At 66.3% G+C, this 13,953-nt stretch carries 10 protein-coding genes and 1 pseudogene; 7 read left to right on the forward strand and 4 right to left on the reverse strand.

The genetic code is table 11. From position 1 onward, the window contains the following. Window positions 1-154 precede the first annotated feature (154 nt). From G3N95_RS30355 to G3N95_RS30385, 7 genes are all read left to right on the forward strand, one after another. The gene (locus G3N95_RS30355) at window positions 155-1,045 is read left to right on the forward strand and encodes a TetR/AcrR family transcriptional regulator (RefSeq protein WP_205973794.1); all 891 of its coding nucleotides are present in this window, start codon (window positions 155-157) and stop codon (window positions 1,043-1,045) included. Between the two features lie 225 nt (window positions 1,046-1,270). Further along, window positions 1,271-3,769 carry an acyl-CoA dehydrogenase gene (locus G3N95_RS30360; RefSeq protein ID WP_205973795.1) on the forward strand — a complete coding sequence of 833 codons (2,499 nt, stop codon included), beginning with the start codon at window positions 1,271-1,273 and terminating at the stop codon, window positions 3,767-3,769. A 130-nt stretch (window positions 3,770-3,899) separates the two neighbouring features. Then, window positions 3,900-5,315 carry a 3-oxoacyl-ACP reductase gene (locus G3N95_RS30365; protein ID WP_205973796.1) on the forward strand — a complete coding sequence of 472 codons (1,416 nt, stop codon included), beginning with the start codon at window positions 3,900-3,902 and terminating at the stop codon, window positions 5,313-5,315. 4 nt (window positions 5,316-5,319) lie between these two features. Continuing rightward, window positions 5,320-6,237, forward strand: a complete 918-nt coding sequence (locus G3N95_RS30370; protein ID WP_205973797.1) for a MaoC/PaaZ C-terminal domain-containing protein — start codon at window positions 5,320-5,322, stop codon at window positions 6,235-6,237. A 137-nt stretch (window positions 6,238-6,374) separates the two neighbouring features. Further along, window positions 6,375-7,703, forward strand: coding sequence for an acetyl-CoA C-acetyltransferase (locus G3N95_RS30375; RefSeq protein ID WP_205973798.1), 1,329 nt, complete (start codon window positions 6,375-6,377; stop codon window positions 7,701-7,703). Window positions 7,704-7,787: 84 nt separating this feature from the next. Beyond that, complete coding sequence (locus tag G3N95_RS30380) at window positions 7,788-9,590, forward strand: AMP-binding protein (protein WP_241019035.1); 1,803 nt, start codon at window positions 7,788-7,790, stop codon at window positions 9,588-9,590. 63 nt (window positions 9,591-9,653) lie between these two features. Then, a complete protein-coding gene (locus G3N95_RS30385; protein WP_205973799.1) occupies window positions 9,654-10,583 on the forward strand; it encodes a DUF1571 domain-containing protein in 930 nt (309 codons plus the stop codon). Here G3N95_RS30385 and G3N95_RS30390 read toward each other — a convergent pair whose 3' ends face one another. The 4 genes and pseudogenes from G3N95_RS30390 to G3N95_RS30405 form a co-directional block, all read right to left on the reverse strand. Next, window positions 10,584-10,976, reverse strand: a complete 393-nt coding sequence (locus G3N95_RS30390) for a hypothetical protein (protein ID WP_205973800.1) — start codon at window positions 10,974-10,976, stop codon at window positions 10,584-10,586. Between the two features lie 19 nt (window positions 10,977-10,995). Further along, a complete protein-coding gene (locus G3N95_RS30395; protein WP_205973801.1) occupies window positions 10,996-12,576 on the reverse strand; it encodes an FAD-binding oxidoreductase in 1,581 nt (526 codons plus the stop codon). A gap of 71 nt (window positions 12,577-12,647) precedes the next feature. Beyond that, complete coding sequence (locus G3N95_RS30400) at window positions 12,648-13,061, reverse strand: hypothetical protein (RefSeq protein WP_205973802.1); 414 nt, start codon at window positions 13,059-13,061, stop codon at window positions 12,648-12,650. Window positions 13,062-13,285: 224 nt separating this feature from the next. Continuing rightward, window positions 13,286-13,648: pseudogene (locus tag G3N95_RS30405) on the reverse strand (anti-sigma factor); the annotation flags it as partial. Window positions 13,649-13,953 lie beyond the last annotated feature (305 nt).

A 13,953-nucleotide genomic window follows, 5' to 3' on the forward strand; every position in this document is an offset into this window, starting at 1 on the left:
AATGTGTCGACACTCCCCTCTTGCCCGATCCCCGGCGCCATTCTTATCCTGAAAAAGAACGCACGTTTCAAATTCCAATTTGAATCGACTGTTTTCAGGAGTCCCAAGACCCGTCACGAAGGCGCGGCTCAGGCTCGACAGGGAGAGACACGACATGACGACACGCACGACGGGCCGCCACGCCGGCGACACGAAATCGCGCATCCTCGATGCGGCCGAGACGCTCTTCATCGAATGCGGTTATGAAGCGATGTCGCTGCGGCAGATCACCTCGAAGGCCGAGGTCAATCTGGCCGCCGTCAACTATCACTTCGGCAGCAAGGAATCGCTGATGCACGCGATGCTGTCGCGCCGCCTCGATCTGCTGAATCAGGAGCGCCTGAAGCTGCTCGACCGCTTCGACGCATTGCTCGGACCGCGTCTGACCTGCGAGCACGTGCTGGGCGCGATGTTCATTCCGGCGCTGCGCGTGTCGCGCGATACGCGCATCGGCGGCAAGGCGTTTCTGCGGCTGCTCGGCCGTGCGTACACGGATCCTTCGCCCTTCATTCGCGACTTCCTGGGCGCGCACTATGCGTCCGTCGCCGGCCGCTTTTTCGATGCATTCCAGCGCGCGCTGCCGCATCTGCCGCGCGAGGAACTCGGCTGGCGGCTGCACTTTGCGATCGGCGCGCTGTCGGGCGTGCTGGCGGGCGCCGACACCGACAGCCTCATCACCGAGTTCTCGCAGGGCAAGTCGATGAACGACCTGCAGTTGATCGCGCGGCTCGCGTCGCTGATCGTGTCCGCGTTGAAGGCGCCGCTGCCCGACGCGAGCCAGTTGGCCGTGTTCGCATCGGTGCTCGGCGATGCGGGCAGCGACGACATCGCGTGCGACGCCATGCGGCAGGCGCAGGCCGATCAGCAGGCAAATCAGGCAACGCAGCCTGATCCGCCGACGAGCGCCGCCCAACACGCCGCCGACGGATCACGCGCCGAACCCACGCCCGCGCAATCGCAATCCGACACACCCGAGCCCGGCACGCGCTTCGCGGCGCACGGATGATGACGAACGACGTCCTGCACACGAACGACCGCAGCCCGCATTAGACGCGCCTCTCGGTGCGGCGGGCACACCGGCTGCGACGGATGACGGCGGACACGACGGCGACGCGATGAAGGCGATGCAGGCACTGCGCGTCCCGCCTCAGGACGACTCGAAGGGAAATCGCGAGCCGGCCGTGCACCGCGAGTCGCGCTCGCCCTGCGAAATCGAAAAGGAGGGATTGCCATGACGTGGTTCATCGTTGCGCTGCTCGTCGTTGCCGGGGCGCTCGTCTATGTGCGGGCACGGGCGGCGTGGTGGCTCGCGTGCGTCGCCGCGTGGGTCGCGGCCGTCTCGCTGACGCATGCAGCGGGCATGACGGCATCGATCGTGCTGGCCGTCGTGCTCATCCTTCCCGCGCTCGTGCTGACGCTCACGCCGTTGCGCCGCGCGGTGCTGAGCCAACCGATGCTCGGGCTGTTCCGCAAGATCCTGCCCGACATGTCGCCGACCGAGCGCGACGCGATCGAAGCGGGCACCGTCTGGTGGGATGCCGAGCTATTCAGTGGACGTCCGCATTGGGACACCCTGCTCGGCTACGGGCCGCCTAAGCTCACGGCCGAAGAACAGGCGTTCCTCGACAACGAATGCGAAGCGCTCTGCGATCTCGCCAACGACTGGGAAACGACGACCATCTGGCAGGATCTGTCGCCGCAGGCGTGGCAGTTCGTCAAGGACAACGGCTTTCTCGGGATGATCATTCCGAAGCAGTACGGCGGCAAGGCGTTCTCCGCGTATGCGCATTCGCAGGTCATCATGAAGCTGGCGACGCGCTGCTCGGCGGCCGCCGTGTCGGTGATGGTGCCGAACTCGCTCGGCCCCGCCGAACTGCTGCTGCATTACGGCACCGAGGCACAGAAGAACCACTATCTGCCGCGTCTCGCGCGCGGTGACGACATCCCCTGCTTCGCGCTCACGAGTCCGTATGCGGGCTCCGACGCGGCGTCGATTCCCGATCTCGGCATCGTCTGCAAGGGCACGTTCGAAGGGTGCGAGACGCTCGGCTTCCGCGTCACGTGGAACAAGCGCTACATCACGCTCGGTCCCATCGCGACCGTGCTCGGCCTCGCCTTCCGCGCGCTCGACCCCGACCATCTGCTCGGCGCCGACGACGAACCCGGCATCACCTGCGCGCTGATCCCGACGCGCCATCCCGGCGTGAACATCGGCCGCCGGCACTGGCCGTTGAACGCCGTGTTCCAGAACGGGCCGAACTCCGGCAACGACGTGTTCATACCGCTCGACTGGGTGATCGGCGGCCGCGAGCAGGTCGGCAACGGCTGGCGCATGCTGATGGAATGCCTCGCGGCGGGCCGCGCGATTTCGCTGCCGTCGTCGAACGTGGGCATGTCGAAGATCGCGGTGCGCGGCGTCGGCGCGTATGCGGCGGTGCGACGGCAGTTCCGCACGGCGATCGGCAAGTTCGAGGGCGTGCAGGAAGCGCTCGGGCGCATGGGCGGCAACCTGTACGTGATGGACGCCGCGCGCCGCCTGTCCGCGCAGGCCGTCGATCTCGGCGAGAAGCCGTCGGTGATTTCGGCGATCTCGAAGTACCACATCACCGAGCGCAACCGCGAAGTGATCGACGACGGCATGGACGTCGTCGCGGGCAAAGGCATCTGCATGGGGCCGTCGAACTTTCTCGCACGCGCGTACCAGCAGGTGCCCATTTCGATCACAGTCGAAGGCGCGAACATTCTCACGCGCTGCCTGATCATCTTCGGCCAGGGCGCGATCCGCTGTCATCCGTACGTGCTGAAGGAAATGGCCGCGACACGCGAAGCCGACCGCGCAAAAGCGCTGCGCGAGTTCGACGCCGCGTTCTTCGGCCATATGAGTTTCACGCTGTCGAACGCGGCGCGCAGTTTCGTGCACGGCGTGACGGGTGGCCTGCTGATCGCGACGCCACGGCACGTGCACGCGCCGCTTGCGCGCTACTACCGCGCGGCGACGCGGGTCTCGACCGTGTTCGCGCTGCTCGCCGACGTGTCGATGCTCGTGCTCGGCGGCGAGCTGAAGCGGCGCGAGCGCATCTCGGGACGGCTCGGCGACGTGCTGTCGCAGTTGTATCTGATCTCCGCGACGCTCAAGCGCTTCGAAGACGAAGGCCGTCACGAAAGCGACCTGCCGCTCCTGCAATGGGGTGTCGAAGACGCGCTGTATCGCGCGCAGACGGCGCTCGACGGCGTGCTGCACAACTATCCGAACCGCTTCGCCGCGGGCCTCGTGCGCCTGCTGGCGTTCCCGTTCGGCTTGCCGCATCGCGCGCCGTCCGACGCGCTCGGCAGCGCGATCGCGCAGCTGATGCAGACGCCTGGCGACACGCGCGACCGCCTGCTCGCCGATTCATACGTGCCGCGCGTCGACGTCGATCCGATCGGCTATGGCGAACTGGCTTTCGAGCTGTCGCCGCGCGTCGCGCAGATCGAGCAGCGCCTGCGCGAAGCCGTCAAGGCCGGCCGGATCGAGCCGGTTCCGCAAAGCCTCGCCGATCTGGCCGAATGGAACGAAGCGGCGCAGCAACGCGGACTGATCGACGAGGACGAGCGCAAGGTGCTCGATGCCTACGCGCGCTATGGTGCGGAGGTCGTGAAGGTCGACGATTTCCCCGCCGATTTCGGGCTGCTCGCCGACCTGCAGCGGCGCAAGGAAGCGCTCGACAAGGCGATGGACCTGGCCGCATGACGGCGCGCTCGGCCGCGCCACACGATTCGTGCGAAACGCATCGTCCGGTACGGGGACGCGGACGCAGCTTGCGGCAAGTCACGCGCTCCGTGCACACTGACGCCATGCGTCCGGCCGGGAGCCAATAAGAATGAACGATTCCTACCTGAACTTCGTCAATTCGCCGCTGGGCGCGCGGGTCGCGCGTTCGCTCGGTTTGCCGAAGCCCGAGGTGCTGCGCCGCTATCGCGCCGATGCGCCCGAATTCGACGGCATCGTCGCCGTCGGCGCGGGGCCCGCGCCCCAGTTGCTGGACGCCCTCGCCGATGTGGTCGCGCACATCGGCATGACCAGCGTCGCCCATTCGGGCGCGGGCCTGTGGGTGCCGCTCGCCAACCGGCACGGACTGATGACGGGCCGCTTCGAGCCCGCCGAACCCTCAGGCGGATCGCAGGCTCGCGTGCGGGCGCTCGTGTTCGACGCGAGCGGCATCGACAGCAGCGCGCAGCTCGACTCGCTCTACACGTTCTTTCACGACGCGCTGCGCTCGCTCGACCGATGCGGCCGGATCGTCGTGCTCGGCCGGCCGCCCGAATCGCGCGCGACACCGCTTGCCTGGACGGCGCAACGCGCGCTCGAAGGCGTCACGCGTTCGCTCGGCAAGGAAGCGCGGCGCGGCATCGCGGCCAATCTGATCTACGTGGCGCAAGGCGCGGAAGCGGGTATCGAAGCAACGCTGCGCTTTTTCCTGTCGCCGCGCTCGGCCTACGTGTCGGGCCAGGCCGTGCGGATCGGCACCGCCCCCTTCTCGCCCGCGCCGGACTTCGACTGGACCCGGCCGCTCGCGGGCCAGCGCGCCGTCGTCACGGGTGCGGCGCGCGGCATCGGCGCGGCCATTGCGAATGTGCTCGCGGCACAGGGCGCGCACGTGACCGGCATCGACATCCCGTCCGCCGGCAACGACCTCGACGCCACGATGCGTCAGATCGGCGGCACCGCGCTCCCGTTCGACATCGCCGTGCCCGACACGCCCGCGCAGATCGCGGCCGCCCTCGACGAACTCGGCGTCGACGTGTTCGTGCACAACGCGGGCATCACGAAAGACAAGACCATCGCGAAGATGAGCGCGGCGGCCTGGCGCGATGTGATCGACATCAATCTGTCCGCGCAGGAGCGCATCGACGACGCGCTGCTCGAAGCAGGCACGCTGCGCGACGGCGGGCGCATCGTCTCGGTGTCGTCGATCAGCGGCATCGCGGGCAATCTCGGCCAGACCAACTACGCGGCCTCGAAGGCGGGCGTGATCGGACGCGTGCAGAGCATGGCGCCGTTTCTCGCGCAACGACGCATCACGATCAACGCCGTCGCGCCCGGTTTCATCGAAACACAGATGACCGCGAAGATGCCGCTGGCGCTGCGCGAAGCCGGCCGCCGGATGAACTCGATGAGCCAGGGCGGCCAGCCCGCCGACGTCGCGCAGACGGTCGCATGGCTCGCGCATCCGGGCTCGGCGGGTGTGACGGGCCAGCTCGTGCGCGTGTGCGGACAAAGCCTGATAGGAGCGTGAAGTCATGGCGTTCTACGACTCCAGCCCGATGTTCGGCGCGCCGCGTCCGAAAACGGTCGTGCTGCCGGAGCTGCCCAAGCCCGCGAAGCTCTACGCGCGGGCGCTGTCGGGCGTCATCAAGGGCTTCCAGCGCAACCGGCCGACGGACCTGCCCGCGCTGCGGCTCGTGCGCCCCGCCGTGTCGCTCGATTCGGTGGCGATCGAACGCTACGCGCGTGTGTGCGGCTTCTTCCCCGAGCAGGGTATTCCGTTCACGTTTCCGCATCTGCTGGCGTTTCCGTTGCACCTGCTGTTGCTGACCGACCCGGCGTTTCCGTGGCCCGCGCCCGGCATCGTGCATCTGGCGAACAGCGTGCACATGCGCCGCCCGCTTTCATTCGACGATACGCTGCGCGTCGAGGTCGAATTCGGCGCGCGGCTGCGCCACGACAAGGGCCAGGCATTCGTGCTGCAGACACGCGTGTACCGGCGCGGCGAGGCCGTGTGGGACGGTGACAGCGTCTATCTGAAGCGCGGCGTGCCGGCGGACGGCGATCCCCTCGCGCCGCTGGACACGCCGGGCGAGACGCTGGTGCGCGCGGCGCGCTGGCAACTGCCGTCGCAACTGGGCCGCGACTACGCGAAGGTATCGGGCGACTTCAACCCGATCCATCTGACGATGCTCTCCGCGAAAGCGTTCGGCTTTCCGCGCGCGATCGCGCACGGCATGTGGTCGCTTGCGCGCACCGCCGCCGCGTTGCAGCCGCCCAAGCGGCTCGCCGACGCGACGCTCGCGGGAGAATTCAGGCAGCCGATGCTGCTGCCTGGCGAAGCGTCGCTGTGGACGGCGTCGCCCTCGCCCACATCGCGCGAGTTCGAGGTGCGCGACCCGACGGGCGGCAAACCGCATCTGCGCGGCCGCTTCCAGTGGAATCTGCAATGACGCCGCGCGCGACGCGCGGCACGACTCGAGCCCGACAATGGAATCCATGCCCCGCCTGATCCGTTTCAAGCAGGTGGGCGTTTGCATGCGTCACCCGAACCGTCCGACAGACGGAACACGCCACACGGAGCCCGTCCATGCCTAATGCGTCACAGTCACAAGCACAGTCGACAGCGCTGCCCGTCGTGCGTCGCGTCGCGATACTGGGCGGCAACCGCATCCCGTTCGCGCGCTCGAATACTGCGTACGCGACGGCGTCGAACCAGGACATGCTGACGTTCACGCTGCAAGGACTGATCGACCGCTACGACCTGCACGGCGAACGTCTCGGCGAAGTCGCGGCGGGCGCCGTCATCAAGCATTCGCGCGACTACAACCTGACGCGCGAAGCGCTGCTGTCGACCACGCTCGCGAAGGAAACGCCTGCCTACGATGTGCAGCAGGCCTGCGGCACGGGCCTCGAAGCAGCCATTCTGGTGGCGAACAAGATCGCGCTCGGGCAGATCGACGCGGGCATCGCGGGCGGCGTCGATACGACGTCGGATGCGCCCATCGGCGTCAACGAAAAACTGCGCAAGATCCTGCTCGAAGCGAATCGCGGCAAGTCGGCGGGACAGCGTGCCGGCGCGCTCGCGAAGCTGCGGCCCGGCATGTTCTTCAAACCGCTGCTGCCGCGCAACAGCGAACCGCGCACGGGGCTGTCGATGGGCGAGCATTGCGAACTGATGGCCAAGCGCTGGGCGATTTCGCGCGAAGCTCAGGACGTGCTCGCGTACGACAGCCATCGCAAGCTGACGGAGGCGTATGCGCGCGGCTTCCTCAACGACCTGATGACGCCCTATCGCGGCCTGTCGCGCGACAACAATCTGCGCAGCGATCTGACGCTCGACAAGCTCGCATCGCTGAAACCCGTGTTCGACCGCGACGCGGGCACGATGACGGCCGGCAACTCGACGCCTTTGACGGACGGCGCATCGGCCGTGCTGCTCGCAAGCGAGGAATGGGCGGCCGCGCGCAATCTGCCCGTGCTCGCGTGGCTGACGTGGCACGAGACGGCCGCCGTCGATTTCTTCGAGAAAAAAGAAGGCTTGCTGATGGCGCCCGCGTACGCCGTGCCGCGCATGCTGGCGCGCGCGGGGCTGACGCTGCAGGACTTCGACTTCTACGAGATTCACGAGGCATTCGCGGCGCAGGTGCTGTGCACGCTCGCGGCCTGGCAGGACGACGAGTACTGCCGCACGCAACTGGGACTGGAAGGCGCGCTGGGCGGCATCGACCGTACGAAGATGAACGTGAACGGCGGATCGCTCGCGACGGGTCATCCGTTTGCCGCGACGGGCGGACGCATCGTCGCGGGGCTCGCGAAGCTGCTCGCGCAACTCGACAAGCCGGCAGGCACCGCGCGCGGACTGATTTCGATCTGCGCGGCGGGCGGCCAGGGTGTCGTCGCGATACTGGAACGGTAGAATCGCGCGCCATCGCAGATCGCACTTTGCACGATTCATGCACACGACACATACAACGACAATGCTGGGAGAGGGAGACAAACGATGACCGAGCCCACTGCATCGCACGCCGCGACGCAAACGCAAACACAGCAGCAGACGCAAACTCAAACACAGATGCAGACACAACCGCAGCGCGCACCCAACACCGACGGCATCTGGTACGCGTCCTACGCACCCGACGTGCCACGCGAGATCGACACGTCGCAGTACGCGTCCGTGGTCGCGTTCTTCGACGAATGCACGACGCGGTTTCGCGAGCGCGTCGCCTATGTGAGCGTCGGCGAAAGCCTCACGTATGGCGAACTGGCGCGCAAGGCGACGGCGTTCGCCGGGTATCTGCAGAGCATCGGCGTGAAGCCCGGCGACCGCGTCGCGATCATGCTGCCCAACACGTTCCAGTACCCGATCGCGCTGTTCGGCGTGTTGAAGACGGGCGCGATCGTCGTCAACGTGAATCCGCTCTACACCGTGCGCGAACTGTCGCATCAACTGAAGGACAGCGGTGCGCAAACCATCGTCGTGTTCGAGAACTTCGCGAAGACCGTCGAAAACTCGCTGCCGGGCACGCGCGTGCAGAACGTGATCGTCACGGGGCTCGGCGATCTGCTCAAGGACGGCCTGAACCTCAAGGGCAAGCTGATCAACTTCATCCTGCGGCACGTGAAGAAGCTCGTGCCCGCGTACAACCTGCCGCAAGCGGTCCGGCTGCTCGACGCGCTCGCGACGGGCTACAGGCGCACGCTGTCGCCCGTGCCGATCGCGCCCGCCGACCTCGCCTTCCTGCAATACACGGGCGGCACGACGGGCGTCGCGAAGGGCGCGATGCTCACGCACCGGAACATGGTTGCGAATCTGCTGCAGGCGAAGGTCTGGGCGGAAGGCCAGCTGACCGACGAGATCGAAACGGTGCTCACGCCGCTGCCGCTGTATCACATCTACTCGCTGACCGTGAACGCGATGATCTTCATGGGGCTCGGCGGACGCAACATCCTGATCGCGAATCCGCGCGACACGAAGATGGTGATGAAGATCCTGCGGCACGAAACGTTCACCGGGATCACGGCCGTCAACACGCTCTACAACGCGTTCCTCGACAACGAAGAATTCCGCCAGCGCGATTTCTCGAAGCTCAAGCTCGCGATGGCAGGCGGCATGGCAATGCAGAAGGCCGTCGCCGACCGTTTCCGCGAGGTGACGGGCAAGCCGATCATCGAAGGCTACGGGCTCACGGAATGTTCGCCGATCGTGTCGATGAACCCCGTGGATCTCAAGCACATGCGCGAGTTCGACGGTTCGATCGGGCTGCCCGCGCCGTCGACACAAGTGCGGTTTCGCAAGGACGACGGCACTTGGGCGAATATCGGCGAGCCGGGCGAGCTGTGCGTGCAAGGTCCGCAGGTGATGAAGGGCTACTGGAACCGCCCCGAGGAAACCGCGAAGGTACTCGACGACGAAGGCTGGCTCGCGACAGGCGATATCGGCGTGATGGATTCGCGCGGCTATATCCGGCTGATCGACCGCAAGAAGGACATGATTCTCGTCTCGGGTTTCAACGTCTATCCGAACGAAATCGAAGACGTGATCGCGATGCATCCGGACGTGCGCGAAGTGGCCGCGATCGGCATTCCCGATGTCGCACAGGGCGAGCGCGTGAAAGTCTTCGTCGTTCGGCGCAATCCTTCGCTCACCGAGGAACAGGTGATCGCGCACTGCCGCAAGAATCTGACGGGATACAAGGTGCCGAAGGTCGTCGAGTTCCGCGACGAGCTTCCGCAAACGAACGTCGGCAAGATCCTGCGGCGCGAGCTGCGCGATCAGGAGCTGGCGAAACACAAAACCTCGTGACGGCCGCGCGCGTCTGACGACGTCGTCCGGCAGCGAAGCCGTCCGCGCTTTTGGGAGCGTTGCATGCGTTACCCGAAGGTTGTGGAACGGCGCTCGCGCCGGATGCGGCTGCGTGCCGTGCAGATCGCGTGCGCCATGCTGATGAGCATGGCGGTCGCCTTCGCGCAGGACGACGCGTCGGCGCCTGCCGCGCTACACGCGCCGCTTGCCGGTGAGGTCGCGTCGAACGTCGCGGGCCTGCCGCTCGACCAGCAGGTCAGATGGCTGCGCCACGCCGCGCAAAGCGGCGCGCTCGAACAGATGGACGACGCGCAACTCGTCGCGCTGTTCGAAGCGCTCGATCCGTTGACGGTGCCGCGCTACATCGAGGAAGGGCCGAACGGCTACCCGTCCTACGAATTCACGATGCTCCGTCAGGAGCGCATTCGCGGCATCTGGCCGCGCCGGCCCGATCGCATGCTCGTGCGGCTCACGCGCGAGCCGCTGCGCATCTACGGCAAGTGGCTGCCCGACGGTCCGCACGCGGGCCAGGAAATCATCTACGACGAATCGAAGCGCACCGGCGAGATGTACGGCCACCTGGGCGGCCTCTTCAACATCATGCCTCTGTGGACGTCGGTCAACGGCACGCTGGCGCGCTCGCAGTCGAACCATCGGGTGCGCGATCTCGGCACCGAGTTCGTCGCGCAGCAGTTTCTCGACGAAGGCAGGAAGTTCGCCAGCGCGGGCATCACGCATCCGGCGCAGATCGACGTGAGAAGCGTCGACGGCGTGCGCGTCGTCGCCTTCACCTACGAGACGCCGACCGGCCAGCCGGAGTACTACGCGAAGAAGGAAGTGCTCGGGCTCGATCTGCGGCATCCGTACTTCCGGATGGCCGAATCGTACGGCAACGACGGCCAGGTCTTCGAGCGCATCGTGTTCCTCACGATCACGCCCAAAACCTTCGACGGCATGGCATTCGATCCGAAGAACCCCGAGTACCGCTTCTGATCAGGCCGTGAGCGTGAACGCGACGGCCGTGCGTCGAGGCTCGCAGCGCGCGTGCGTCATCCGTGCAGCGGGCGGCAGCGCGAGACGCGCTAGCACGAAGAAATCGGCGGCGCGCGTGACGCCGATCAGCGTCAGGCGCCCTTCTGTCCGCGCCGCGCGCGGCACGAGCACGTCGTACCAGAGCGCGGCGATATCGGCGTGCGGCGTATCGCCGAGGTCGATCACGGGCAGACGCATGCGTGCGGCGTGTGTCGACAATGCGGCCGATTCCGGCAACGCGCTGTCGATCAGCGCGAGATGCGCGCGCAGTCCGTCGGGGTGCAGCCACGGCATGTGCCAGGCGGCCGTCGCCGACAGCCATGCGGTCGCTGCGATGAAAGTGCGTCGCTGCATGTTGCCTCTTGGTTCGTCGCTACGTATAGCCGCGCCATTTGCGAAACGCCGCCGGCCAGATGCCCTGCTTGCCCGGCGACAGGATGCCCGACGGATCGAGCGCATCCTTGATCGTCTCCGACAGGCGCAGCAGCGCGCCGTCGTTGAAGTTATAGCGCGCCGCCGCGAAGTCCATGTAGACGAGGTGCGAGCGATACTCGCCGTAGCCTGCGCCGTGCGCGTCGCTCATCCACGCGCGCAGCAGGTCGCCCGCCAGCTCGCTCTGGCGCGCGTCGCTGCCGTCGAAGATCGCGGCGGCGATGTGATGCAGATGCCGCTCGCCCGCCGTGAAGCCGCCGTAATAGTCGAAGCCGTATTCGTTCGCACGCGCCTTCGCCATCGTGTACTGGCGCATTGCGTCCCGGCCCGTCGCCGGACACACGGGCGAAAAGTCCACGTGGGCACCGCGTCCGCCGCGCCAGTCGAGCATCCGGAACGCCGTCATCGCCGGAATGCCGGCGAGATTGCGGTCGCCGCCCGCTTCGGGTTCCGCGCTGCCGTCATACATCTTCGACTGCATGCGCGCACCCGCGATGCGGCCGAAGGCGCGCCGCACGAGCGTCTCTTTCGCGTCGATCACTTCGCGCTCGCCGTACAGCGCGTAGTGCAGATTCCAGCGGCCGATGTCCAGCCTGTCGACCATCGCCGCGATCGCGCTCTCGGGCATCACGCCTGCGCCCCGATACCACTGCGAGCGTGGCCCGAGCCCCGCCGCGCGCCGCAGCGCGCCTTCGATCACCGCCTGGTTGCCAATCGTGCCGTTCAGGCGCAACGGCCTCAGGGTTTCGACGATCGCGTCCAGATCGTCGTCGTGCTGGAACTGGATTTCCCCGAGCAGATACGCGCTCGGCGCCGGCATCAGCCAGACTCCCATCTTCGTGACGATGCCGTAGTTCGACTGCATGAACATCGGGTCGAACGACGGCCCGTAGCCGTACCGGAATGCCTGCCACGACGTGCCGATCTCGATACCGCCCATCCCCGTGCGCACGACGTCGCCGTTCGCGAGCACCACTTCCATGCCGCACTGCGCCGCCGCGTGATCGCCGTAGGCCGTCGTGCCGAAACCGCGTTCGAGCGTGTTGCCGACGATGCTGCCCCAACCCGCCGCAGGCGGATCGACCCACAGCCGGTAGCCGCGCTCGCGCAGATGATGATGCAGATCGAAGTAGCTGACGCCGGGCTCGACGAGCGCATACGCGAGCGGCTCGTCGACGGCGAGAATGCGGTTCATCCGTTGCAGGTCGAGCACCACCGAGCCCGGCAGACGCGGCGCGGCGCCACCGTATGCGAAGTTGCGTCCCGTCGACACTGTCCACAGCGGGATCCGGTACTCGTTCGCCACGCGCAGGATCGCGCGGATCTCGTCGACGTTCGCGGGCAACAGCGCGGCCGACGGCACGAACGATGCAGCCAGCGTGCCCGGTGCGAACGGATCGGCATACGGCGCGAGGCTCGCCGGCGACGCCGCGACCTGCGTGGCGCCGACGATCGCTTCGAAGGCGGCCAGCGCGCGATCGAAGGTCGCGGCAGAGACGTCCGGCGGCAGGATGCGTGTCAAGGCGTTCCTTTATGGTCGACTGCTTGCGTGTAGATGTCTCGCGCCCAGGCCGCGCGTCGCCGGGATGCCCGTCAATGTCGATGCCCGCTGCTCATGCCGCCCCATGTGTGCATCCCGCCCGTGCCGTGGCCCATCATGCCGCCCGACTGCCCCCAATGCACATGGTTCATGTGATGGACGTGATGGAACCGGTCGACGAACACGACCACGGCCGGTCCCCAATACCACGTGTCATAGTAAGAATAGGCGGGAATCGAATAGACGACGGCGCCATCGCTGCCCTGCTGGAGCTGCCAGGTGCCGTCCGGCTGAAGGCACGCGAGGCCGCTGATCGGCTGCATCGTGCCGTCGATTTCCGCCTGACCGACGACGTTGCGGCATGTCATCTGATCGCTGTATTCCTGTGCGGCGACGGGCGGCGAAGTCGCCACGGCACATCCGGCGCACACGCACAGCGTCGCGCCGAGTCCGGTCAAAGTACGCATGATCTGTCCTGCCCGACGGTGCGGCGTCGCGGCACCTGTGCGTGCCGTCGCCGTGAAGACGCCATCGATTCGCCTCGCAGGGCGCGGGCGGCATGGTGCCGCTTCGGCGGTTCGTCGCGAATGGAGCAACACGCGCCTGCATTAACAGAACGCGTGGACGCGTGGCTCTATTCCTGCCGTACCCACGCGTCGTGTTACGCGACGTTTCCGGGCCAGGAAAACGCCTACTGCCACGCCTCCGGACGGCCGCCGAGTTCGCCGCAGACCTCGATTGCGATCGAGCGCAGCTTGGCTTCCTCGATCGGCCCCGACAGCGCGTAGCCCATGTGGTCGCTGATCCAGTAGAAGGTGCGGCGATTGCCGTCGCGGAACAGGCGGAAGGCCGTCTCGTCCTTGGGAATGCCCGTCACGTAGAGCGTGAGGCGCGCGCCGCCCGCGTTCTCGTACATGAACTGCGCGGCGGGTCCCGCTTCGCCCGGCAACAGCCGTCCGCCGACGAGCGTGTAGCCGTACTCCTGCAGCGACGGCACGGACAGATGCCGGTTGAGGCGCTTCGACAGCCAGTTGATCAGATGCTCTTCTTCGGCCGGGATCGGGAGAGCGTCGTGTAGGGGAAGAGGGTCATAATACGTGTAGATCTCGGTGGGGGCCGGGTCATTAAAAAAAAAAAAAAATAAAAAAAATAATTATTACTTACCACTTCCAAAAAAATATGTAGAGTAGATTTCTGACAGTTGACATTGTGTAGTGTCATCTACCACACTCTAATGCTTCAGATATCACTCACTTCTATCTAATATCTTATTAATGCTTACTGTCCTTGTCCTGATCTCTCATTGCTCTTCATGCTTGTGCATCTCTTGTCATATCATGGTTGTCTCGCACGTTAGCC

It is taken from the genome of Paraburkholderia sp. Tr-20389, from assembly GCF_017104565.1.
GTDB lineage: Bacteria > Pseudomonadota > Gammaproteobacteria > Burkholderiales > Burkholderiaceae > Paraburkholderia.

Coding starts and splice junctions, on each gene's coding strand:
- G3N95_RS30380 (WP_241019035.1), top strand. CDS start 7,788: ATGACCGAGCCCACTGCATCGCACGCCGCGACGCAAACGCAAACACAG.
- G3N95_RS30360 (WP_205973795.1), top strand. CDS start 1,271: ATGACGTGGTTCATCGTTGCGCTGCTCGTCGTTGCCGGGGCGCTCGTC.
- G3N95_RS30365 (WP_205973796.1), top strand. CDS start 3,900: ATGAACGATTCCTACCTGAACTTCGTCAATTCGCCGCTGGGCGCGCGG.
- G3N95_RS30390 (WP_205973800.1), bottom strand. CDS start 10,976: ATGCAGCGACGCACTTTCATCGCAGCGACCGCATGGCTGTCGGCGACG.
- G3N95_RS30385 (WP_205973799.1), top strand. CDS start 9,654: ATGCGTTACCCGAAGGTTGTGGAACGGCGCTCGCGCCGGATGCGGCTG.
- G3N95_RS30375 (WP_205973798.1), top strand. CDS start 6,375: ATGCCTAATGCGTCACAGTCACAAGCACAGTCGACAGCGCTGCCCGTC.
- G3N95_RS30370 (WP_205973797.1), top strand. CDS start 5,320: ATGGCGTTCTACGACTCCAGCCCGATGTTCGGCGCGCCGCGTCCGAAA.
- G3N95_RS30355 (WP_205973794.1), top strand. CDS start 155: ATGACGACACGCACGACGGGCCGCCACGCCGGCGACACGAAATCGCGC.
- G3N95_RS30400 (WP_205973802.1), bottom strand. CDS start 13,061: ATGCGTACTTTGACCGGACTCGGCGCGACGCTGTGCGTGTGCGCCGGA.